The sequence below is a fragment of the Nocardioides pymetrozini genome, assembly GCF_046058985.1.
In the GTDB taxonomy this organism is placed as follows: Bacteria; Actinomycetota; Actinomycetes; order Propionibacteriales; family Nocardioidaceae; genus Nocardioides.
The window spans coordinates 1,736,026-1,756,131 of the sequence record NZ_CP175556.1; the positions used below are offsets into that span (position 1 = coordinate 1,736,026).

The 20,106-nt window shown below is 74.0% G+C and carries 19 protein-coding genes; 15 read left to right on the plus strand and 4 right to left on the minus strand.

The window, feature by feature from the left end:
• Positions 1 to 2 precede the first annotated feature (2 nt).
• A complete protein-coding gene (locus ACJ5H2_RS08480; RefSeq protein WP_408899130.1) occupies positions 3 to 482 on the minus strand; it encodes a YbaK/EbsC family protein in 480 nt (159 codons plus the stop codon).
• Positions 483 to 546: 64 nt separating this feature from the next.
• On the opposite strand from ACJ5H2_RS08480, the gene ACJ5H2_RS08485 reads away from it, so the two are divergent.
• The 5 genes from ACJ5H2_RS08485 to ACJ5H2_RS08505 all read left to right on the plus strand — a co-directional run bounded on the left by ACJ5H2_RS08485 (position 547) and on the right by ACJ5H2_RS08505 (position 4,135).
• The gene (locus ACJ5H2_RS08485) at positions 547 to 1,038 is read left to right on the plus strand and encodes a hypothetical protein (RefSeq protein ID WP_408899131.1); all 492 of its coding nucleotides are present in this window, start codon (positions 547 to 549) and stop codon (positions 1,036 to 1,038) included.
• Between the two features lie 110 nt (positions 1,039 to 1,148).
• The gene (locus ACJ5H2_RS08490) at positions 1,149 to 1,607 is read left to right on the plus strand and encodes an SAV_6107 family HEPN domain-containing protein (RefSeq protein WP_408899132.1); all 459 of its coding nucleotides are present in this window, start codon (positions 1,149 to 1,151) and stop codon (positions 1,605 to 1,607) included.
• 48 nt (positions 1,608 to 1,655) lie between these two features.
• The gene (locus ACJ5H2_RS08495; protein ID WP_408899133.1) at positions 1,656 to 2,372 is read left to right on the plus strand and encodes a methyltransferase domain-containing protein; all 717 of its coding nucleotides are present in this window, start codon (positions 1,656 to 1,658) and stop codon (positions 2,370 to 2,372) included.
• A 15-nt stretch (positions 2,373 to 2,387) separates the two neighbouring features.
• A complete protein-coding gene (gene dinB / locus ACJ5H2_RS08500) occupies positions 2,388 to 3,593 on the plus strand; it encodes a DNA polymerase IV (protein WP_408899134.1) in 1,206 nt (401 codons plus the stop codon).
• 119 nt (positions 3,594 to 3,712) lie between these two features.
• Complete coding sequence (locus ACJ5H2_RS08505) at positions 3,713 to 4,135, plus strand: DUF3040 domain-containing protein (protein ID WP_408899135.1); 423 nt, start codon at positions 3,713 to 3,715, stop codon at positions 4,133 to 4,135.
• Positions 4,136 to 4,165: 30 nt separating this feature from the next.
• Here the strand turns inward: ACJ5H2_RS08505 and ACJ5H2_RS08510 are convergent, their stop codons facing one another.
• From ACJ5H2_RS08510 to ACJ5H2_RS08520, 3 genes are read right to left on the minus strand one after another with little or no spacing between them, the layout of a single operon-like run.
• Positions 4,166 to 6,523, minus strand: coding sequence for a transglutaminaseTgpA domain-containing protein (locus ACJ5H2_RS08510; RefSeq protein WP_408899136.1), 2,358 nt, complete (start codon positions 6,521 to 6,523; stop codon positions 4,166 to 4,168).
• Positions 6,520 to 7,764 (minus strand): DUF58 domain-containing protein, encoded by a 1,245-nt coding sequence (locus ACJ5H2_RS08515; RefSeq protein WP_408899137.1) that lies wholly within the window; start codon positions 7,762 to 7,764, stop codon positions 6,520 to 6,522. The genes ACJ5H2_RS08510 and ACJ5H2_RS08515 overlap by 4 nt, the downstream gene beginning before the upstream one ends.
• Before the next feature lie 10 nt (positions 7,765 to 7,774).
• Positions 7,775 to 8,740, minus strand: a complete 966-nt coding sequence (locus ACJ5H2_RS08520) for an AAA family ATPase (protein WP_408899138.1) — start codon at positions 8,738 to 8,740, stop codon at positions 7,775 to 7,777.
• A 290-nt stretch (positions 8,741 to 9,030) separates the two neighbouring features.
• On the opposite strand from ACJ5H2_RS08520, the gene mraZ reads away from it, so the two are divergent.
• From mraZ to ftsW, 10 genes are all read left to right on the plus strand, one after another.
• Positions 9,031 to 9,453, plus strand: a complete 423-nt coding sequence (gene mraZ, locus ACJ5H2_RS08525) for a division/cell wall cluster transcriptional repressor MraZ (protein ID WP_179730068.1) — start codon at positions 9,031 to 9,033, stop codon at positions 9,451 to 9,453.
• Between the two features lie 310 nt (positions 9,454 to 9,763).
• Entirely contained in the window at positions 9,764 to 9,916 is a 153-nt protein-coding gene (locus ACJ5H2_RS08530) for a hypothetical protein (protein ID WP_408899139.1), read from the plus strand.
• 3 nt (positions 9,917 to 9,919) lie between these two features.
• Complete coding sequence (rsmH, locus tag ACJ5H2_RS08535) at positions 9,920 to 10,942, plus strand: 16S rRNA (cytosine(1402)-N(4))-methyltransferase RsmH (RefSeq protein ID WP_408899140.1); 1,023 nt, start codon at positions 9,920 to 9,922, stop codon at positions 10,940 to 10,942.
• Complete coding sequence (locus ACJ5H2_RS08540) at positions 10,942 to 11,466, plus strand: hypothetical protein (protein ID WP_408899141.1); 525 nt, start codon at positions 10,942 to 10,944, stop codon at positions 11,464 to 11,466. Before rsmH ends, ACJ5H2_RS08540 begins: the two co-directional genes overlap by 1 nt.
• A gap of 50 nt (positions 11,467 to 11,516) precedes the next feature.
• Complete coding sequence (locus ACJ5H2_RS08545) at positions 11,517 to 13,331, plus strand: peptidoglycan D,D-transpeptidase FtsI family protein (protein WP_408899142.1); 1,815 nt, start codon at positions 11,517 to 11,519, stop codon at positions 13,329 to 13,331.
• Between the two features lie 47 nt (positions 13,332 to 13,378).
• Positions 13,379 to 14,857 carry a UDP-N-acetylmuramoyl-L-alanyl-D-glutamate--2,6-diaminopimelate ligase gene (locus ACJ5H2_RS08550; RefSeq protein ID WP_408899607.1) on the plus strand — a complete coding sequence of 493 codons (1,479 nt, stop codon included), beginning with the start codon at positions 13,379 to 13,381 and terminating at the stop codon, positions 14,855 to 14,857.
• The gene (gene murF, locus ACJ5H2_RS08555; RefSeq protein WP_408899143.1) at positions 14,854 to 16,236 is read left to right on the plus strand and encodes a UDP-N-acetylmuramoyl-tripeptide--D-alanyl-D-alanine ligase; all 1,383 of its coding nucleotides are present in this window, start codon (positions 14,854 to 14,856) and stop codon (positions 16,234 to 16,236) included. Before ACJ5H2_RS08550 ends, murF begins: the two co-directional genes overlap by 4 nt.
• Entirely contained in the window at positions 16,233 to 17,303 is a 1,071-nt protein-coding gene (mraY, locus tag ACJ5H2_RS08560) for a phospho-N-acetylmuramoyl-pentapeptide-transferase (protein ID WP_408899144.1), read from the plus strand. The genes murF and mraY overlap by 4 nt, the downstream gene beginning before the upstream one ends.
• A gap of 10 nt (positions 17,304 to 17,313) precedes the next feature.
• Entirely contained in the window at positions 17,314 to 18,795 is a 1,482-nt protein-coding gene (murD, locus tag ACJ5H2_RS08565; RefSeq protein ID WP_408899145.1) for a UDP-N-acetylmuramoyl-L-alanine--D-glutamate ligase, read from the plus strand.
• Between the two features lie 81 nt (positions 18,796 to 18,876).
• Positions 18,877 to 20,106 (plus strand): putative lipid II flippase FtsW, encoded by a 1,230-nt coding sequence (ftsW, locus tag ACJ5H2_RS08570; RefSeq protein ID WP_408899146.1) that lies wholly within the window; start codon positions 18,877 to 18,879, stop codon positions 20,104 to 20,106.

Here is a 20,106-nt window from a genome sequence, read left to right on the forward strand (position 1 = left end):
GACTAGTCCTTCGCGACGTCGATCGGCGCGGCGCCGGTCAGGTCGAGGAGCTCGGCGTAGGTGGTCGAGAAGACCGCCGCGGGATGCCCGGCCGCGGCCCACACGGTGTCGTGCCGCTGGAGCCAGCTGTCGACGTACGTCGGCACCGGCGCCGGATGACCGATGGGGGAGACGCCGCCGATCACCTGACCCGTGTGCTCGCGGACGAAGTCGGGCGTGGCGCGGCGCAGCGGGGGCCCGCCGATCGTGGCGCGGACCAGTGCGGTGTCCACGCGGTGCGCTCCCGAGGTGAGGATGAGCACCGGACGTCCGTCGGCGTCGAAGAGCAGACTGTTGGCGATCGCCCCGGCCTCGCAGCCGAGCGCCTCGGCGGCCAGTGCGGCAGTGTGGACCGAGTCGGGCAGAATGACGATCTCGCCGGTTCCGCCCCGGCGCTGGTGCTCGTCGCGGAACCGGGTGATCGAGGGATGCTCGGCCGACATGGGGGTGACCCTATCGAGCGCAGGCATCCCACCCCCGAGATTCCCCCCACCGACTGGAGGAAGCATGCCCGACACCGAGCAGCGGCAGCGGACCGAGCAGGAGTCCCGGCCGGAGCGACCGCCCGCCGTGGTGATCGCCTGCTGGTTGCTGTGGTTCCTGGTCGCCGCGGGGCTGCTCGTGTGCGTGCTGGTCGTCGCCCAGCGCGAGGACCTCGGGAGCGTCTGGTCGCCGATGCAGGTCGGCGACAGCACGGTCCAGCCGGTGGAGTTCGTCCCCGTCATCCTCGTCCTGTACGGCGTCACCGCCGTGCTCGCGGCGACCCTGATCGCGCTCTTCCGGACCGGGCACGACTGGGCTCGGCACTCGCTGGCCGCCATCGTCGTCGGGGTGATCCTGGTCGCGGTCGCCACGGTGCGCACGGACCCGCCGACGATGGTCGACGGCATGGCCATCGCCGCCGCGGTGATCGGGGCGGTGACCCTGGTCTTCCTGTGGCACCCACAGAGCGCCCGCTACGTCCGCGAGGCCAGCCGGTGGGAGCCCGCCGACGGCTGAGCCGGTGCGGCTCCGCCGCTCTCGCGCCGCCCCTTGAGCTGTGTCGGAGGGCGGGTGTACCTTCGAGTCGTTCGAACACGTGTTCGAACAGATTTCGAGGAGAAGACGCCGTGGCCCAGCAGTTCGCCCCTCTCACGGTCAGCCCGCACGCCCTGCCGGCGACCACCCACAACTACCTGATCCGGTCGGCGGAGTCGCTCAGCGAGGCGGTGGCGGCGCGCGACGTGCCCACCCGCTACGCCTGTGCCCACGTCGCCGCGCTGCGGGCCGCGGCGGCGCTGCTGGCGGCGCGCGCTCGTCCCGTGGCCGGGCGACGGCGGGCTCAGCGCAACGCGTGGGTGCTGCTGGCCGAGGTCGCTCCTGAGCTCGCGGAGTGGGCGACCTTCTTCGCCGCTGGCGCCGCCAAGCGTGCCGCCGCCGAGGCGGGCTCGGTCCGCGCCGTGACCGAGCGCGAGGCCGACGACCTGGTGCGCGACGCCGACCGCTTCCTGGCCCTGGTCGAGCAGGCCCTCGGGCTGACGCCGCACGTCCCCCTGGGTGAGCAGCTCGCCGGCCGCGCGGTCGGCTGACCGAGGCGCCTGCTGAGCTTCCGCCCCGGGCGCACTAATGTTCCTCGCATGGCCTCTCGCGAGCAGCGTGGATCGGTCCGCACCGCGGCCGTGTGGGATGCCCTCGAGTCCGCGCTCGCGGGTGGACCGCGCGACGTCGTGGACCTCGGGGGAGGCACGGGCGGCTTCGCCGTGCGGCTCGCCGAGTCCGGTCACCGCGTCCGGGTCGTCGACCCGAGCCCCGATGCGCTGGCGGCGCTCGCGCGCCGCGCCCGGGAGGCGGATCTCGAGGTGTCCGGCCTGCAGGGGGACGTCACCGACCTCGTCGACGTGGTGGGTGCCGGCAGCGCGGACGTGGTCTTGTGCCACGGGGTGCTCGAGGTGGTCGATCCCGCACTCGCCCTGCAGCGGATCGGTGAGGTGCTGCGCCCCGGCGGGCTGCTCAGCCTCGTCGTCGGACAGCGCCACGCCGCCGTCATCGCCCGGGCGATGGCGGGTCACTTCCAGCAGGCGCGCAGCCTGCTCGACGATCCCACTCCGCTCGACGCCCGCACCGGCCGTCGGTTCACCGCCGACGAGGTGCGCGCGCTGCTCGCCGACCGCGGGTTCGACCCGGTCGCGGTGCACGCCGTCCGCGTCTTCGCCGACCTCGTCCCCGCCGCCCTCGTCGACCAGGAGCCCGGCGCGGCCGCGGCCCTGGTGGACCTGGAGCGGGCCGTGGCGGAGCGCCCCGAGTACCTCCCGCTGGCCACCCAGCTGCACGTCCTGGCACGCGCGTCGGGCTGACCTCGGAGGCGGGCCGTGACGGTCCGCTGCCCGATCCTCCACGTGGACATGGACGCTTTCTACGCGTCGGTGATGATCCGCGACAGGCCCGAGCTCCACGACGTCCCGGTGGTCGTCGGCGGCGGTCACCGCGGGGTCGTGCTCTCCGCCAACTATCCCGCCCGCCGCTACGGCATCCGCTCCGGCATGCCGGGCGCCGAGGCCGCCCGGCTGTGCCCTCATGCCGTCACGATGGCGCCCGACTTCGGCCTGCTCACGCCGGTGTCGAAGGCGATCATGGAGACCTTCCGGACGGTCACGCCGGTGGTCGAGGTGACCTCGCTCGACGAGGCATTCCTCGACGTGCGCGGAGCGGAGCGCCTGTTCGGGCCGCCCGAGGCGATCGCCGAGCGGCTGCGGTCGCGGATCCGTGCCGAGCACGGCATCACCTGCTCGGTCGGCATCGCCGCGTCGGTCTCGGTCGCCAAGCTCGCCAGCCGGCAGGCCAAGCCCGACGGCGTCCGGGTGATCACGCCGGAGCGCTTCGTCGAGGAGGTGCATCCGCTCGACGTCGGCGACCTGTACGGCGTGGGAGAGGCCACCCGCCAGCGGCTGCGCCGGCTGGGTCTGGTCACGGTGGGCGACGTGGCGGCGCTGCCGGTCGACCTGCTGCGCCGGATGCTCGGCCACCACCTCGGTGGCCACCTGCACGCCCTGGCGTGGGGTGCCGACCGCACCGAGCTGGTCCCGGGCGGTGCGGGCGTCTTCGGCTTCGGCGAGGGCGAGCCCGAGGGCAGCATGGGTGCCCAGCACACCCTCGCCGTCGACGTGCGCGACCGGGAGGCGCTGCGTCGCGAGCTGCTCCGGCTCACCGCCCGCGTGACGGCCCGGGTCCGCGGGGCAGGTCGCACGGGCCGCACCGTCACGGTCACCGTCCGCTTCGCGGACTTCACCACCGTCCAGCGCTCCCGCACGCTGCCCGAGCCCACCGACGTCACCCAAGAGGTGTACGCCGTCGCGGTGGTCCTGCTCGACGGTCTCCTCGACGCCCGGCGACCGCGGCCGCTGGCCGTGCGCCTCGTGGGCGTGCGGGTCGAGGGGCTGCGGCGCCTGCGCTCGGGGGACGGGCGCCAGCTCGCCCTGGGGGAGCGGGACCCGGGCTGGCCCGACGCCGACCGCGCGGTCGACCGGGCCGTCGGGCGCTTCGGCCAGGCGGCCGTGCGCCGGGCGAGCCTGCTGTGAGCGCGCGCCCTCTCCCGGGGCACAATTTCGGGGGACGCCCTACCACCGCTGGAGATGGCTGCCTACACTTGAAGGAAGTCATCGGGCGGGCGACCGCCTCACACGTGTCGGAGGATTCGGTGCCACTCTCGGAAGAGGAGCTGCGACTGCTGGAGCAGATGGAGCGCGCCCTCAGCGAGGAGGACCCCAAGTTCGCGTCCACCCTGCGAGGCACGACCCTCCGGCAGGCCGCGCGCCGCCGTGCCGTCCTGGCCGGCGTGGTGTTCGCGGCCGGCGTCGCGGTGATGATGGGCGGGGCCGTCAGCGGCTACTGGCCGATCGGCGTCGTGGGCTTCGTGATCATGCTCGGCTCGGCGACCTTGCTCCTCGGTGCCCTGCGCGGCCAGCGTGGTGGTTCCGCGCCCGACGTCACGGCCCATCCGTCCGGCTTCGGCGTCATCGACGGCGGCCGTCGCGGCCACGGCCACGGACACGGCCGGTCCTCCGGCTTCATGGACACCCTGCAGGCGCGTTGGCGCCGCCGCCGCGACCGCGGCTTCTAGGCCGCTCGCTCCGCAGGCCCGTCCGCGGTCCTAGCGCCGCCAGATCGACCGCGGGATCCAGCGCGCTCGGCGCCGGACGCGGGGAGTGACCCCCGCCTCCAGCGCGGCGACCACCAGGGCGCCGTCCGTGCCGACACCGGCCCGCTCCAGGGTCGCGAGGGCGCCGGGGCGGGCGTAGCGCGCCCGCTCGACGGCGAGGACCAGACGCTCCAGGCCCTGGGCCGCCTCCGGCGCGGCCTCGGGACCGGTGCGCGGGCGCTCCGCGGGGGCGTCGCTCGGCGACCCGAGGTGGTCGAGCATGCGGCCGCCGGCTTCGCGGGGCGAGCGGGCCTCGGGCCACGGCAGGGCGAGGTCGACCGCGGTGTCGCGCACCTCGCGCCAGACCTCGTCGGGCGGGCCGGCGAGCCGTGCGCGCCGGCGGCGGGCGCGCACGGCAGGCGGGCCGAGCAGGGCCGCGGCCGCGACCAGGAGCAGCGCGAGCGCGACCAGGGCGCCGGCGACGACCACGAGCGGCGGGCCGCCGTCGTTCTCGGACGCGAGCTCGCCGCCCTCGCGCTCGATCTCAGGGCGCTGGTTGGCGCCGGCGCTGGGGGCGACCGACGAGGTCGCGCCGGGGGCGGCGGACGTCGTACCGCTGGCGCCGTCACGCGGGTCGCCGGTGCCGCCGTCCACCGCCACCCGGGTGTAGGCGGGGACCTCCTCGGCTCCGGACCGGCCCGCCGGGGTGGGCTCGAAGCGCACCCAGCCCGAGCCGGCGAAGTAGAGCTCGGGCCAGGCGTGCAGGTCGTGGCTGCTGTACTCCCAGGTGTCGTCGCCGATCCGCTCGGGGCGCAGGAAGCCGACGGCCACCCGGGCGGGAATGCCGAGCACGCGCGCCATCACCGCCATCGCGGAGGCGAACTGCTCGCAGTAGCCGACCCGACCGTCGCGGGAGAGGAAGCCCTCCAAGGTCTGGTTGCCTGTGCCCTTGGGTGCCCTGCGCAGGTCGTAGGTGAAGCCGCCGTCCTCACGGAACCATCGCTGGAGGAGCAGTGCCCGCTCATAGTCGCCGGTGGCCCCGGTGGTGACGTCGCGGGCCAGGTTGCGCACCAGCGCCGGGACCGTCGCCGGGAAGTCGAGGACCTCCTCGTCGACGTCGCTGGAGGAGGAGTCGCGGAAGAACTCGCGACGGGTCCCGAAGTCCAGGTCCACGGCCTTCATCGAGTAGTCGAGGCCACCGGTGTCGAGGTCGTCGTCCGCGGCCAGGAAGTCGAGCGTCGAGGGGTCGAAGCGCCAGTCGCCCTCGGCTCGGACGGCGGCGACCGGGAACTGCGTCGGCAGCCAGGTGGAGTCCAGGGCGTCGGTGACGGAGACGTCGTAGTCGTGCGTCGTGCGCGGCACGTCGGCCGACAGGCCGGCAGGCAGCGGGACGGTGCCGTCGGCGCGGTCGTCCCGGGCGACATCACGGTCGCCGCTGCTCCACTCGTCGCCCGTGAAGCGGTTCAGCACCGAGATCCGCAGATAGGACGGGTCGGGGTCGTCGGTGCGCACGCGCACGAGCGGCACGTCCTGGTCGCGCTGGAGGTCGCGGCGCATGTCGGTGACGGGCTTGCGGATCCGGATGTCGCCGTTGCCGCTCCCGGCGCCGAGGTCGAGCACGCCGACACCGAACGTCGGCAGGAACAGGGGGACGACGAGGGCCAGTGCCGTTGCCCCGACCCCGATCCGGCCGGCGCCCGCGCGCATGGCCTCGCGCAGCGGGTTGCCGCGCCACAGGGCGTCCTGCTGGGGACCGACCGTCCGGCCCCAGCGGAGCAGGTGCTCGCGCGAGTCGAGGTGCAGCAGTGCCAGGAAGCCGGCTGCCGCGCCCACGAAGCTGGCCGCGTCCGGGCCTCCTTCGAGGACGCCGCTGGGCAGCGCGTAGACCGCGAGCAGGACCAGCCCGGCGGCCGGGACCCGGCGCAGGGTGCAGGCCAGGGTGTCGGCGAGCAGGAGCACCGTCGCGCCCGCCACCAGGAGCAGCGGCCACACCGGCGGGAGATGGTCGGCGATCGGGGCCGCGTACTGGCGGGCGCTGGTCGTCGCGGTCTCCAGGGAGTGCCAGACCGTCACCGCGGCGTCGCCGTCCGGTACGAGGGAGCCGGTGATCTGGCGTACGACGACGAGGATGCTCAGCACCGTCTGGACGAGCGCGACGGCCCACCGCGGCGTGCCGCTCCAGCGCAGCACCCCGCCGCTCACCGCGAGGATGCCGGCGAGGACGGCCAGCGGGCGCAGGTAGGTGCCCGGCTGCTCGACGAAGCCCCGCCAGGCGGTGAGCGCGATCCAGGTCGTCACGGCCGCGACGGTGGCGTAGAGCAAGGCCGGGCCCAGGGGACCGCGGCCGGAGCCGGAGGACGGCGCACTCATGCGCGGGCACCTCCTCGCACCGGCGCGCGGCCGAGCTCGCGCCACGCCGCGTCGAGGTGGTCGCGCGGCCCGAGGCCGGTGGCGCGCCACGCCAGGGAGCTCGCGGGCGCGGCCGCGGCGGCGGTGCCCAGGCCCGCCCGGCTGGGCGACCACTGCTCGACGTCCAGCACCAGGGCGAGCGCGGCACCGGCGTCGTGGCGGATCCGGCGCAGCGCGGCGTTGTCGTCGGGAAGGAAGCCGCCCAGCACCGCGACGACCACGCCGCCGCGGGCCTGGTCTCCGGACCAGCCGACGTCGAGGGTGCCGCGCGGCGACATCTCCAGCACGGCCAGGTGCTCCAGGGTCCGCTCGGCGCCGAGGGTGGGGTCGCCGGGCGTGCCTCCCAGCCCGTCGGCGGTGCACAGCTGGACGGCGTACCCGTGCTGCTCGAGGTGCACGGCGACGGAGGCCGCCGCGACGACCGCCGTCTCGAGGCTCGACGCGGCACCCTGGCCGCGGTGAGCGAGGCGCCGGTTGTCCAGCAGCACCGTGGCGTGGGCCTCCCAGGGCTGCTCCTCGCGGCGCACCATCAGCTCGCCGATCCGCGCGGAGCTGCGCCAGTGGACCCGGCGCAGGTCGTCGCCACGGCGGTACTCGCGGACGCTGGCGTCCTCGGCCGAGCCGGCCGCGAACGCCTGGGGCCGGTGCTCGCCGGCGCCCTGCCATCCGCCGCTGAGGGGGATCGCGGGCAGGGCGACCACCCGGGGGGTGACGGTGAGCTGGGCCGTGCCGCCGATCGCGCGGCGTCGCTCGACGAGGCCGAAGGGGTCGGCCAGGCGGGCGACGACCGGCCCGACGACGTACCGGCCGCGGATGTCGGAGCGGACGGGATAGGAGACCGTCCGCTCCCAGGCGCCGCCGAGACCCTGCAGTACGAACCGCGCACGTCCGCCGAGGGCGTAGGGGAGGGTGTCCTCGACGAGCAGCGCACCGTCGGACTGCTTGCGGTCGCTCGCGATGGTCAGGTCGATGCGGGCGGTCTCGCCCGCGCGCAGCAGCCGCGGCCACACGACCCGGGTCACCGTGGGGTCGTGCTTGCGTCGGCTCACGACGAGCGCCGCCAGGAGCGGCAGGGCCATCACGAGGATGCCGACCCGGGTCAGTGCCGGCTGGCCGAAGGCGAGCGCGCACACCACCGCCGTCGCGCCGGCGGCGACGAACGCGCGGCCGCGCAGCGTGAGGAGGGAGAGGAGTCGGCGCATGGCGGTGCGGTCAGGTCGACGGCTCGGGCACCGGCACCTGTGCGGCGATGCCCTCCAGGATGGTCGCCACGGTGCGCCCGCCGATCGCGGCCTCGGCGCTGGGGAGCAGGCGGTGCGCGAGGACCGGCTGCACCAGGGCGCGCAGGTCGTCGGGCAGCACGTAGTCCCGCCGGTGCAGGGCGGCTCGCGCCCGGGCCGCGCGGACCAGGTGGAGGGTGGCGCGCGGCGACGCGCCGAGGACCAGCTCGGGGCTGTGGCGGGTGGCGGAGGTGAGCGCGACGGCGTAGCGCTGCACGGCGTCGGCCACGTGGACCTGGCTGACGATCGCGCACATCTTGCGGATCTCCGCGCTGTCGGTCACCGGCTCGAGGTCGTCCAGCGGGCTGACCGCGCCGTGGTTGGCCAACATGGCGATCTCGGCGGCCGGGACGGGGTAGCCGATCGAGACACGTGCGAGGAAGCGGTCGCGCTGTGCCTCGGGCAGGGGATAGGTGCCCTCCATCTCGACCGGGTTCTGGGTCGCGATCACCATGAACGGCGACTCGAGGTGGTAGGTGGCGTTGTCGACCGTGACCTGCCGCTCCGCCATGCACTCCAGCAGCGCCGACTGGGTCTTGGGCGAGGCCCGGTTGATCTCGTCGCCGATCACGATGTTGGCGAAGACGCCGCCGGGCCGGAACTCGAACTCGCGCGTGGACTGGTTGTAGACCGAGACGCCGGTGATGTCGGACGGCAGCAGGTCCGGCGTGAACTGGATGCGGCGCACGGTCGAGTCGATGCTGCGTGCGAGGGCCTTGCTCAGCATGGTCTTGCCGACGCCGGGCACGTCCTCCAGGAGCAGGTGGCCCTCCGCGAGCAGCACGACGATCGCCGAGGAGACGACCTCTCCCTTGCCCTCGATCACCTTCTCCACGTTGGCCTGGATCCGTCCGGCGACGCGCGCCACGGTGTCGACATCGGTGCTCGGCGACTCCACGGCTGTTCTCCCTCTCTCAGCAGCCACCTCGCTGCGGTGGAGAGAGCCTACGGCGCTGGTGGGAAGCGCGGGAGCACTCAGGTCCTCGCCGTGTCCGCTCCACTTCTCCTCCACTTCTCCTCCACTTCGCTCCACCCGGGCTCCGCGGGGCCTGACCTGCGCCTTCGGGCTGCCCGGGGGAGCCGGACGTCGCAAGAAGTGGGGTGCCGGTGGTTGACGGTGGGGGAAAGTGGAGTACTGTGGGGGAAAGTGGAGGAAGCGGTCCACGCCGACCAGCCGGGGGGTGCCCGATGCTCTTCATGGGCACGTACACCCCGAAGCTGGACGACAAGGGCCGCCTCTTCCTCCCGGCGAAGTTCAGGGATCGGCTGGCGGAGGGCCTCGTGGTCACACAGGGACAGGACAAGTGCCTCGTCGTCTGGCCCACCGACGTCTTCGCCGAGGAGGCCGAGCGGCAGGCCGCCCGGCCGATGACCAACCGCGCCGCCCGGCGCTACGCCCGGGTGCTCTTCGCCGGCGGCGACGAGAGCACCCCCGACAAGCAGGGCCGGATCGGCATCCCGGCTCACCTGCGCGAGTACGCCGGACTCGAGCGCGACGTCGTCGTGATCGGGGTCCGGGACCGCCTGGAGATCTGGAACCCCGCCGCGTGGCGCGAGTTCCAGCTCGAGGCCCTCGAGGAGTTCGCCGACCTCGACGAGGACGACGACTAGTCCCTCGCCACGGGGCCCTCAGCACGGGGCGCAGCACCACCGACAACACAACAGCGGATCCGCAGGACGAGGTCTCAGCCCGCTCCCGCTCCCGACGTCTCGGCGTCACGCCACCTGTAGCACCTTCCCCGGCCACAGGCGGCCGGCACCGGGACACACCGCCTTCTGGGGCACCTTCCCCGGCACCAGACGGCACCCGAACACCGAACGGGAGCGGGCCGGGACCTGGCCCTGCGGATCCGCACCAGGTACATCCAGCCAGGTACATCCAGCCAGGTTCGTCCAGTCCCAGGGTCGAGGGGTCGAGAGCATGAGCGTCGTTCGCACGCAGCCACCGGAGGTCTCCGGTGAGCGCCGCGTCCGCGAGCAGGCACGCGACGCGCTCGCCCTGATGGCGTTCTCCGCGTCCCTCTCCGTCGGCTGCGCGCTCCTGCTCGTCCTGACCCACCTCGCGGGGCGCTGAGGCATGACCGGCCCCCGCCACGTCCCCGTCCTGCTGGACCGGGTCGTCTCCCTCCTCGCGCCCGCCCTCGAGCGCGACGTCGCGGACGGCCCCGGCGAGCCCGGCCACACCATCCTGGTCGACTGCACCCTCGGGCTCGGGGGCCACAGCGAGGCCGTCCTGCAGCGCTGCCCCCGGGCACGCGTCATCGGCATCGACCGTGACCCCCAGGCCCTCGCCCTGAGCCGCGAGCGCCTCGCGCCGTACGGCGAGCGGTTCACCGCCGTGCAGGCGGTGTACGACGAGATCGCAGACGTGCTCGCCGACCAGGGCCTGCCGGCCGACGGCGGGGTGGACGCCGTCCTCTTCGACCTCGGCGTGTCCTCGATGCAGCTCGACCTGCCCGAGCGCGGGTTCGCCTACGCCGTCGACGCTCCGCTCGACATGAGGATGGGCGACACCGGCCCGACCGCCGCCGACGTCCTCAACAGCTACACCGCCGCCGAGCTGGCCCGGGTGCTGCGGGAGTACGGCGAGGAGAAGATGGCGCGGCGCATCGCCGACGCCGTGGTCCGCGAGCGGCAGCGGGAGCCGTTCACCAGCTCCGCGCGTCTCGTCGAGCTGCTGTACGACGTCATCCCGGCACCCGCGCGACGCACCGGCGGGCACCCGGCGAAGCGCACCTTCCAGGCGCTGCGGATGGAGGTCAACGACGAGCTGCGCGTGCTGCAGCGCGCCATCCCCGCCGCCGTCGCGGCGGTCGGCGTGGGCGGGCGCGTCGTCGTCGAGTCGTACCACTCGCTGGAGGACCGCCTCGTCAAGCGGGTCTTCACCGCCGCCACCCGGCTCGACGTCCCGGACGACCTCCCGTTCGTCCCCGAGGGGGCCCAGCCGTCGTACCGGCTCGTCACGCGCGGCGCCGAGCAGGCCACGCCGTCCGAGATCGAGGAGAACCCCCGCGCCGCCTCGGTGCGGCTGCGCGCGATCGAGCGCATCCGCGCGAACAAGCCTCCGTTCAGCACATCCACTGGCAAGGGAGCCGTCTGATGTCCTCCACCTCACCTCTGCGCAACCGGCTCCCGTACGTCGCCCCGCGGATCGCGCAGGCGGCCCTGGAGCGGGCGCGCCTGACCGTCGTGCCGCGGCGCCGCACCCGCGCGCCCCGCGTGCCGTTCGTGACCTTCGTCAGCGTGATCCTCCTCGGAGGCGTGATCGGGCTCCTGATGTTCAACACCTCGATGCAGCAGGCGTCCTTCCGCGAGACCGCCCTGCAGAAGCAGGCCACCGACCTCGGGGCGCAGCAGGAGGCCCTGGAGATGGACCTGCAGGCCCTCAACGACCCCGCGCGCGTCGCGGCGGCCGCGGAGAAGCTGGGCATGGTGATGCCGACCACCGGCGCCGGCGTCCTCCACCTCGGCTCCGGGAAGGTCAGCGGGGACCCGCAGCCCGCGTCGGGCGCGGACCGGCTGCCTCTCGAGCAGCCCGGCCCGCAGCGGCCGGCCGAGCTCGACCCGCCGCCGGTGAGGGTGAAGGCACAGCTCGCCGACGGCGCGCCCGCCACGGTTCAGTGAGTGACGGGTCGTAGTTTGGAGGCCCCACCCCACCGACCAGGACGAGAGCGTTGACGCGACCCACCACCAGCCGCCTGCGGCGCCGGACCGGAGACGTCCTGCGGGGCTCCCCGCACCGCCGGATGCAGGTCGGGTTCCTGATCATCGCGATCGTGCTGTCGGTCTTCGCGGCCCGTCTGGTCCAGCTCCAGGGGATCGACCCGCGCTCCTATGCCCAGATGGCCGCGGCCGAGGGCCAGGTGCCGGTGGTGCTGCCGGCGACCCGCGGCGAGATCCTGGACCGCAACGGCGAGCCGATGGCCGAGACCGTCGACGGCCGGATGATCGTGGCCGACCCGAAGGTCACCGCCCGGGTGGCTCCCGAGCTGGCGACGATCCTCGCCGACCGCCTCGGCGTCGACTACTTCGAGACGCTGGAACGGCTGCGGGTCGAGGACAGCCGGTTCCAGTACATCGCGCGCCAGGTCCCGGCGAGCAAGGCGGAGAAGGTCGTCGCCGACATCCAAGAGCGGTTCGAGGACGACGAGGGCCGCCCGTTCGCCGGCCTGATGACCGAGCGCGACCCGCTGCGCACCTACCCGAACCGCACCGTCGCCGCCAACCTGCTCGGCTTCCTCGGCACCCCCCGCAACGACGGGTCCGCCCAGGCCCTCGCCGGGCTCGAGGACTCCTTCAACACCTACCTGTCCGGCAAGGACGGCGAGGCTCGCTACCAGGTCGGTGCCGGCAACAAGATCCCGCTGGGGGACAACACCGTCACGCCGGCGGTCGACGGCAAGGACCTGACCCTCACCATCGACCGCGACCTGCAGTACTACGCCCAGCGCGTGCTCCAGCAGACCGTGGTGAAGGCGGGCGGCACGTCCGGCATGGCGCTGGTCATGGACACCCGTACCGGCGAGCTGCTGGCCCTGGCCGACTACCCGACCTACGACGCCTCCGACCCGTACAGCTACGCCAAGGAGCTGTACAAGTCCTCCGCGCTCACCGACGTCTACGAGCCCGGCTCGGTCGAGAAGGTGCTGACCGTCAGCTCGCTGGTCGACGCGGGCCTGGCGTTCAAGGAGCAGCGGTTCAAGGTGCCGGGCAAGCTGCACCGCCAGGACCGCCCGATCGGCGACTACTGGGACCACGGCACCATCCGGCTCACGCTGGCCGGGATCCTCGCCAAGTCCTCGAACATCGGCACCGTGCTGGCCGCCGACCAGTTCAAGCCCGGCCAGCTGCGCGGCTACCTGAGCGAGTTCGGCCTCGGCGCCCGCACCGGGCTGGGCCTGGGCGGCGAGAGCCGCGGCATCCTGCCCCAGGGCGCGGCGTGGACCTCGCAGGTCGGGGACCGCATCGCCTTCGGCCAGTCGCTGTCGGTCAACGCCGTGCAGATGATCGCCGCCGTCAACACCATCGCCAACGGCGGCGTGCGTGTCGCCCCGAGCCTGGTCAAGGGGGCGGCCCGGACCGACGACGGGACCGTGGTCGGCACCGACGCGGTGACCAGTCGTCGCGTGGTCAGCGCCGACGCCGCCCACGAGACGATGCTGATGATGGAGCGCGTGGTGCAGCCGTCGCCGATCGGCGTCGCGCCGGGCGCGCAGGTGCCCGGCTACCGCGTCGCCGGCAAGACCGGCACCGCCCAGCGCGTGGTGGACGGCCGCTACGACGGCAGCCTCACGGTGTCCTTCGCGGGCTTCGCCCCGGCCGACGAGCCCCGGTTCACCATCTACGTCGTGGTGCACGACCCGCGCGAGGGCAGCGGCGGCGGCAGCGTCGCGGGTCCCGCGTTCGCCAAGCTGATGAGCCACACCCTGCGCCGCTACGGCGTCGCGCCCACCGGCGCGAAGCCCAACCAGACGCCGGTCGCGTGGTGAGCGGCGACGTCCTGACCACGCGGCCCGCGCGTCCACCGGCCACGCCCCTGGACGCGGTCGCGCGCGCCGTCGGCGCGTCGTACGACGGGCCGACCGGCGCCCCGGAGGTCACCGGCGTCACCCTCGACTCGCGACGGGTGCGGCCCGGAGACCTGTACGCCGCCCTGCCGGGCTCGCGTGCCCACGGCGCCTCGTTCGCGCCCCAGGCGGCCGCGGCGGGGGCGGTCGCACTGCTGACCGACGCCGAGGGCGCCGACCTCGCGGCCGCCACCGGCCTGCCCGCCGTGGTCGTCGCCGAGCCGAGGCGAGTCCTCGGCACCGTCGCCGCGCTCGTCTACGGCCGGCCGGCCGCGGCGCTGCGCACCATCGGCGTGACGGGCACCCAGGGCAAGACCACCGTCACCCGCCTGCTCGACGGCGGCCTGCTCGCCGCCGGGGTGCGCAGCGCCGTCATCGGCACCGTCGGCACCCGGATCGCGGGGGAGGAGGTCAAGACCGCCCTCACCACGCCCGAGGCGCCCGACCTGCACGGGCTGTTCGCCCGGATGCGGGAGCTCGACGTCACCGCGTGCGCGATGGAGGTCTCCAGCCACGCCCTGGTCATGGGCCGGGTGGACGGAGTCGTGTTCGACGTCGCCGTCTTCACCAACCTCGGACGCGACCACCTCGACTTCCACGCCGACGTCGAGGACTACTTCGCCGCGAAGGCCAGCCTGTTCACCCCCGAGCGCGCCCGGCTCGGCCTGGTCTGCGTGGACGACGAGCACGGGCGCCGGCTCGCCCGCGAGGCCGGCATCCCGGTGCGCACCTACTCCGTCGCGCGCCGCGACGCCGACTGGTCGGTCTCCGCGGTCGAGCAGCGGGCCGACGGCTCGGCGTTCACCGTGCACGGCCCCGGCGGGGTCACCGTGGCGGCGACGGTCCCGCTGGCGGGGGAGTTCAACGTGGCGAACGCGCTGGCCGCGATCGCGGCGGCCGCCGAGGCGGGCTTCGCGCCGCAGGAGGTCGCCGACGGGATCGGCCGGGCCGGCGGAGTGCCCGGGCGCCTGGAGCGGATCGAGACCGGCCGGGACCTGACCGTCGTCGTCGACTACGCCCACAAGCCCGACGCGGTCGACGCCGTGCTGCGCACCCTCCGTCCCGTCACCCGTGGCAGGCTGGTCGTCGTGATCGGCGCTGGGGGCGACCGCGACCGCGGCAAGCGGCCCGTGATGGGCGCCATCGCCGCGGAGCTCGCCGACCTCGTGATCGTCACCGACGACAACCCGCGCAGCGAGGACCCCGCCGCGATCCGCGCCGAGGTGCTCGCCGGAGCCCGCAGCGGGCCGGCGGAGGTGCTGGAGGTCGGTGACCGCCGTGCGGCGATCGCGACCGCCCTCCGCGGCGCCGGTCCCGGGGACGTCGTCCTCGTGGCCGGCAAGGGCCACGAGACGGGCCAGGAGGTCGCCGGCGTCGTGCACCCCTTCGACGACCGCGAGATCGTGCGGGAGCTGATCGCGGACCTCCCGGCCGGAGGTGGGGCGTGATCCCGCTCCCGCTCTCGGTGGTCGCCGACGTCGTCGGCGGCACCCTGCACGGCACGGACGTGACGCTCTCCGCTCCGGCGTACGTCGACAGCCGAGCCCCCCTCGCCGGCGGGCTGTTCGTCGCGGTCGTGGGGGAGCGGGTCGACGGCCACGCCTACGCCGACGGCGCCCACGCCGTCCTCGGCAGCCGTCCCACGGCTGCGCCCACCGTGGTCGTCGCCGACCCGGTGGCCGCGCTGGGCCGGCTCGCGCGGCACGTGGTCGACCGGCTCGACGCGACGGTCCTCGCGATGACCGGCTCGCAGGGCAAGACCGGCACGAAGGACTACCTCGCGGCCGTCCTGCGCGGCCTGGCCGGTGAGGACGCCGTGGTGGCGACGGCCGCCAACAACAACAACGAGCTCGGCGTGCCGCTCACCGTCCTCCGCGCGGACCCGGACACGCGTCATCTCGTCGTGGAGATGGGCGCCCGCGGCGTCGGGCACATCTCCTACCTGTGCGACATCGCGCCGCCGTCGATCGCGGCGGTGCTCAACGTCGGCACGGCGCACGTCGGCGAGTTCGGTGGCCGGGAGCAGATCGCCCGGGCCAAGGGCGAGATCGTCGAGGCGCTGCCGGCCGAGGGCACCGCCGTCCTGAACGCCGACGACCCGCTCGTCGCCGCCATGGCCCCGCGGACCCGGGCCCGCGTCGTCACCTTCGGCGAGGCGGGACACCTGCGCTGGCACGACCTGCGCCTCGACGCGCTGGGCCGGCCCGCCTTCGACCTCGAGCACGAGGGCGTCCGGCACCCGGTCCGGCTGCGCCAGACCGGCATCCATCAGGTCCCCAACGCCGTCGCCGCGGCCGCGATGGCGATCGCCGCCGGGCTGCCGGCCGACGGCGTCGCCCGCGCGCTGAGCGAGGCCCGGGCCGCGTCGCGCTGGCGGATGGAGGTCGACGAGCGCTCCGACGGCCTGATCGTGGTCAACGACGCCTACAACGCCAACCCCGACTCGATGCGCGCGGCCCTCGAGGCACTGGTCGCGATCGGCCGGGGCGACGGCGCGCGCCGTCGCCGTACGGTCGCGGTCCTCGGCGAGATGAAGGAGCTCGGCGAGGAGCACGAGGCGGGCCACCGGGCGGTCGGTGCCGACGCGGCCCGGCTGGGCGTCGACGTCGTGGTGGTCGTCGGCGAGGCGGCGTCCGGCATCGCCGACGGCGCCCGCGCCGGCGCCGGTGAGGTGATCGTCACGGCGGGCCGTGACGAAGCGACGGCCTGGGTGCGGCAGAATGCCGGGGCGGAGGACGTCGTCCTCGTCAAGGCGTCGCGCGGAGCGGCCCTGGAAGTGGTGGCAGAGGCGATCTTGATGAATGGCTCCGAGGAGACGACGGCGTGAGAGCGATCCTGCTCGGTGGCGGCATCGCCCTGCTGATCTCGCTGCTCGGCACCCGGGTCGCGATCAACGCGTTCACCAAGCTGGGCTACGGCCAGGAGATCCGCGACGACGGCCCGACCAGCCACCACACCAAGCGCGGCACCCCCACCATGGGCGGCGTCGTCATCATCCTGGCCGCGGTGATCGCCTACTTCGCGGCGAAGCTGATCACGCTCACCACGCCGAGCGCCTCGGCGATGCTGCTGCTCTTCCTGTTCGTCGGCATGGGCCTGGTCGGCTTCCTCGACGACTTCATCAAGATCTCGAAGCAGCGCAGCCTCGGCCTGCGCAGCAAGGCCAAGATGGCCGGGCAGACGGTGATCGCGCTGGTCTTCGGGTGGCTCGCCCTCTCGCCGTGGCTCGAGGACGAGCACGGCCGGACGCCGGCCAGCGAGAAGGTCTCCTTCCTGCGCGAGCTCGACTGGTTCGTGCTGCCGACGGTCCTGGCGATCCTGCTGATCTGGCTCTTCGTCGCCGGCTTCAGCAACGCGGTCAACCTCACCGACGGCCTCGACGGGCTCGCGGCCGGCGCCTCGGTGATGGTCTTCGGTGCCTACACGCTGGTGAACATCTGGCAGAACAACCAGTTCTGCCAGGAGGACCCGAGCGCCACCTGCTACAACGTGCGCGACCCGCTCGACCTGGCGATCATCGCCGCGGCGATCACCGGTGCGTGCTTCGGCTTCCTGTGGTGGAACGCCTCGCCCGCCAAGATCTTCATGGGCGACACCGGCTCGCTGGCCCTCGGCAGCGCCCTCGCCGGGTTCGCGATCCTCACCCGGACCGAGCTGCTGCTGGTCATCCTGGGCGGCCTGTTCGTCCTGGAGACGGTCTCGGTGATGATGCAGGTCGGCTTCTTCAAGCTCACCAAGGGCCGGCGGATCTTCCGGATGGCGCCGATCCACCACCACTTCGAGATGCTCGGCTGGGAGCAGGTCACCGTGGTGATCCGGTTCTGGATCATCACCGGCCTGTTCGTCGCGACCGGCCTCGGCATCTTCTACGCCGAATGGGTCTCCCGGCTGTGAGCGCGACGCGGTGAGCCGCGACGTCTCCACGCTGGGCCGCGCCGACTCCTGGGAGGGGGTCCGCGCCGTGGTCGCGGGCTTCGGCGCGAGCGGCGCGGCCGCGGTCGACAACCTGCTCCACCTCGGCGCCTCGGTGCACGCGGTCGCGGAGGCCGCCAGCCCGAGCGTCCGAGAGCGCGCCGAGCTGCTCGAGGTCCTCGGCGCCCGCATCGACATCCGGGAGGGCGCCACGGCGGGCCTGCCCGCCGAGCCCGCGGACATCGACGTGCTCGTGGTGTCCCCGGGCTTCCGGCCCGACGCGCCGATCGTGGCGGCCGCCCGCGAGGCGGGCATCCCCGTGTGGGGCGAGGTCGAGCTGGCCTGGAGGCTGCGCGACCCCGCCCACCCCGCGCCCTGGCTGTGCGTCACCGGCACCAACGGCAAGACCACCACCGTGCAGATGCTCGACAGCATCCTGCGCGCCGCCGGCCTGCGCAGCGTCGCCGCCGGCAACGTCGGCCTGCCGCTCACCGAGGCGGTCATGGACCCCGAGCCCTACGACGTCCTCGCCGTGGAGCTCTCGAGCTTCCAGCTGCACTACACCGAGACCATGGCCGCCGAGAGCGCCGCCGTCCTCAACCTCGCCGAGGACCACCTCGACTGGTACGCCGGGCCCTCCGCGATGGAGGACTACGCCCGCGACAAGGGACGGATCTACCAGGGAGTCCAGCGCGCCTGCGTCTACAACGTGGCCGACCCGGCGACGGAGCGGCTGGTGCGCGAGGCGGACGTCGTCGAGGGCACCCGCGCCATCGGCTTCACGCTCGGCACTCCCGGTGTCGGGATGCTCGGCGTGGTCGAGGACATCCTGGTCGACCGCGCGTTCATCGAGGAGCGCGCCACGAGCGCCGCCGAGCTGTGCACCCTCGACGAGCTGGCCTCCAGCGCGCCGCACTTCGTCGCCAACGCCCTGGCCGCAGCGGCGCTGGCGCGGGCGCACGGCATCAGCCAGGCCGCCGTACGCGAGGGGCTGCGCTCCTTCCGTCCCGACGGCCACCGGATCGCGCTGGTCGCCGAGCGCGACGGGGTGGCCTGGGTCGACGACTCCAAGGCGACCAACCCGCACGCGGCCGCCTCCTCGCTGGCCGCCTACGAGCCGGTCGTCTGGGTCGCCGGCGGACTCGCCAAGGGCGCCAGCTTCGACGACCTGGTGCGGACCGCGGCGACCCGGCTCCGGGCCGCGGTCCTCATCGGCCGGGACCGCCACGTGATCGCGGAGGCGCTTTCGCGACACGCGCCCGATGTGCCGGTGATCGAGGTCGACCTCCCCGAGACTGGTGCCGTCGGAGAGCTCGACCTGATGAGGCGCGTGGTCGCCGCTGCAGCCGAGGCCGCCCAGCCGGGCGACACCGTGCTGCTGGCGCCGGGATGCGCCTCGATGGACCAGTTCACCGACTACGCCGCGCGGGGAGACGCGTTCGCCGCCGCGGTCAGGGAGCACGTCGGGGAGTAGCAGGGGCCGAGCAGGAGCGAGGGGGTCGTCATCACCACCGCCAATCCTGAGACCTCGGGCCCTGGGAGGCTCCGTCTCCCCGTGCGCCGCCTCAGCGCCCGCCGTCTCGCCGATCGCCGTCTCACCGACCGCAGGCCCGGCTGGCTCAGCGCCCTCAAGGACGCGTTGGACCGGCCGCTGACGACGTACTACCTGTTGCTCGGCGCGACCGCCCTGCTGCTGGTCATCGGCCTGATCATGGTGCTGAGCGCCTCCAGCGTGCGCGCCTACAGCCAGACCGGCGACTCGTACACGATCGTGCGCCGCCAGCTGATGTGGGTGGTGATCGGCGTGCCCTGCGCCTTCATCGCCTCCCGGGTCTCGGTGCGCTGGGTGCGCGGGCTGGCCTATCCGGCGTTCTCGGTGTCGCTCGTCCTGCTCGTGGTGACCGCCTTCGCGGGACGCGAGGTCAACGGCAACACCAACTGGCTGGTGCTCGGACCGATCCAGGTCCAGCCCTCGGAGATCGCCAAGCTCTCGCTGATCATCTGGGCCAGCCACATCTACGCCAACAAGGAGCGACGGCTCGGCAGCCTGCACCAGATGCTCGTCCCGGTGGTGCCGGGCATGGTGCTCGCGACCACCCTCGTCGTGGTCGGCCGCGACCTCGGCACCGCGCTGATCTTCTTCGCGCTGCTGATCGCGATGCTGTGGGTGGTCGGCGCGCCCGGCAAGCTCTTCGCGCTCGCGATGCTCGGCGTCAGCGTGCTCGCCCTCGGCCTCGCGGCGACCGACTCCGAGCGCCTGGCCCGCATCTACAACTTCGCCGACCCGTTCAAGGACTACCACGGCACGGGCTGGCAGCCCGCCCACGGCCTGTACGCCATGGCCAGCGGGGGAGTCTTCGGCGAGGGCATCGGGGCCAGCCAGCAGAAGTGGGGCCAGCTTCCGGAGGCCCACACCGACTTCATCTTCGCCGTGCTCGGCGAGGAGCTCGGGCTGGTCGGCACCCTCCTCGTGATCGGGCTCTTCCTCGTCCTCGCCTACGCCGCGATCCGGGTCGCCCGCGAGACCAAGCAGCCGTTCGTCCGCTACTGCACCTTCGGCATCGTCGTCTGGCTCCTCGGCCAGATGATGATCAACGTCGGCATGGTGCTGGCCCTCCTCCCGGTCATCGGCATCCCCCTGCCGCTGGTGTCCTACGGCGGCTCCAGCCTGCTCCCGACCCTGGCCGCGCTCGGCCTCGTCATCGGCTTCGCCCGGCGCGAGCCGGCGGCGGCCCGCGCGCTCGCCCAGCGGCGCCGGGCCAGGTCGGCGGGCCTGAGTGCCTGA

Excerpts from the sequence above, each read along its gene's own strand:
- ACJ5H2_RS08480 (WP_408899130.1), bottom strand. The coding sequence starts at position 482 with ATGTCGGCCGAGCATCCCTCGATCACCCGGTTCCGCGACGAGCACCAG.
- ACJ5H2_RS08485 (WP_408899131.1), top strand. The coding sequence starts at position 547 with ATGCCCGACACCGAGCAGCGGCAGCGGACCGAGCAGGAGTCCCGGCCG.
- ACJ5H2_RS08495 (WP_408899133.1), top strand. The coding sequence starts at position 1,656 with ATGGCCTCTCGCGAGCAGCGTGGATCGGTCCGCACCGCGGCCGTGTGG.
- ACJ5H2_RS08510 (WP_408899136.1), bottom strand. The coding sequence starts at position 6,523 with ATGAGTGCGCCGTCCTCCGGCTCCGGCCGCGGTCCCCTGGGCCCGGCC.
- ACJ5H2_RS08515 (WP_408899137.1), bottom strand. The coding sequence starts at position 7,764 with ATGCGCCGACTCCTCTCCCTCCTCACGCTGCGCGGCCGCGCGTTCGTC.
- mraZ (WP_179730068.1), top strand. The coding sequence starts at position 9,031 with ATGCTCTTCATGGGCACGTACACCCCGAAGCTGGACGACAAGGGCCGC.
- ACJ5H2_RS08530 (WP_408899139.1), top strand. The coding sequence starts at position 9,764 with ATGAGCGTCGTTCGCACGCAGCCACCGGAGGTCTCCGGTGAGCGCCGC.
- rsmH (WP_408899140.1), top strand. The coding sequence starts at position 9,920 with ATGACCGGCCCCCGCCACGTCCCCGTCCTGCTGGACCGGGTCGTCTCC.
- ACJ5H2_RS08540 (WP_408899141.1), top strand. The coding sequence starts at position 10,942 with ATGTCCTCCACCTCACCTCTGCGCAACCGGCTCCCGTACGTCGCCCCG.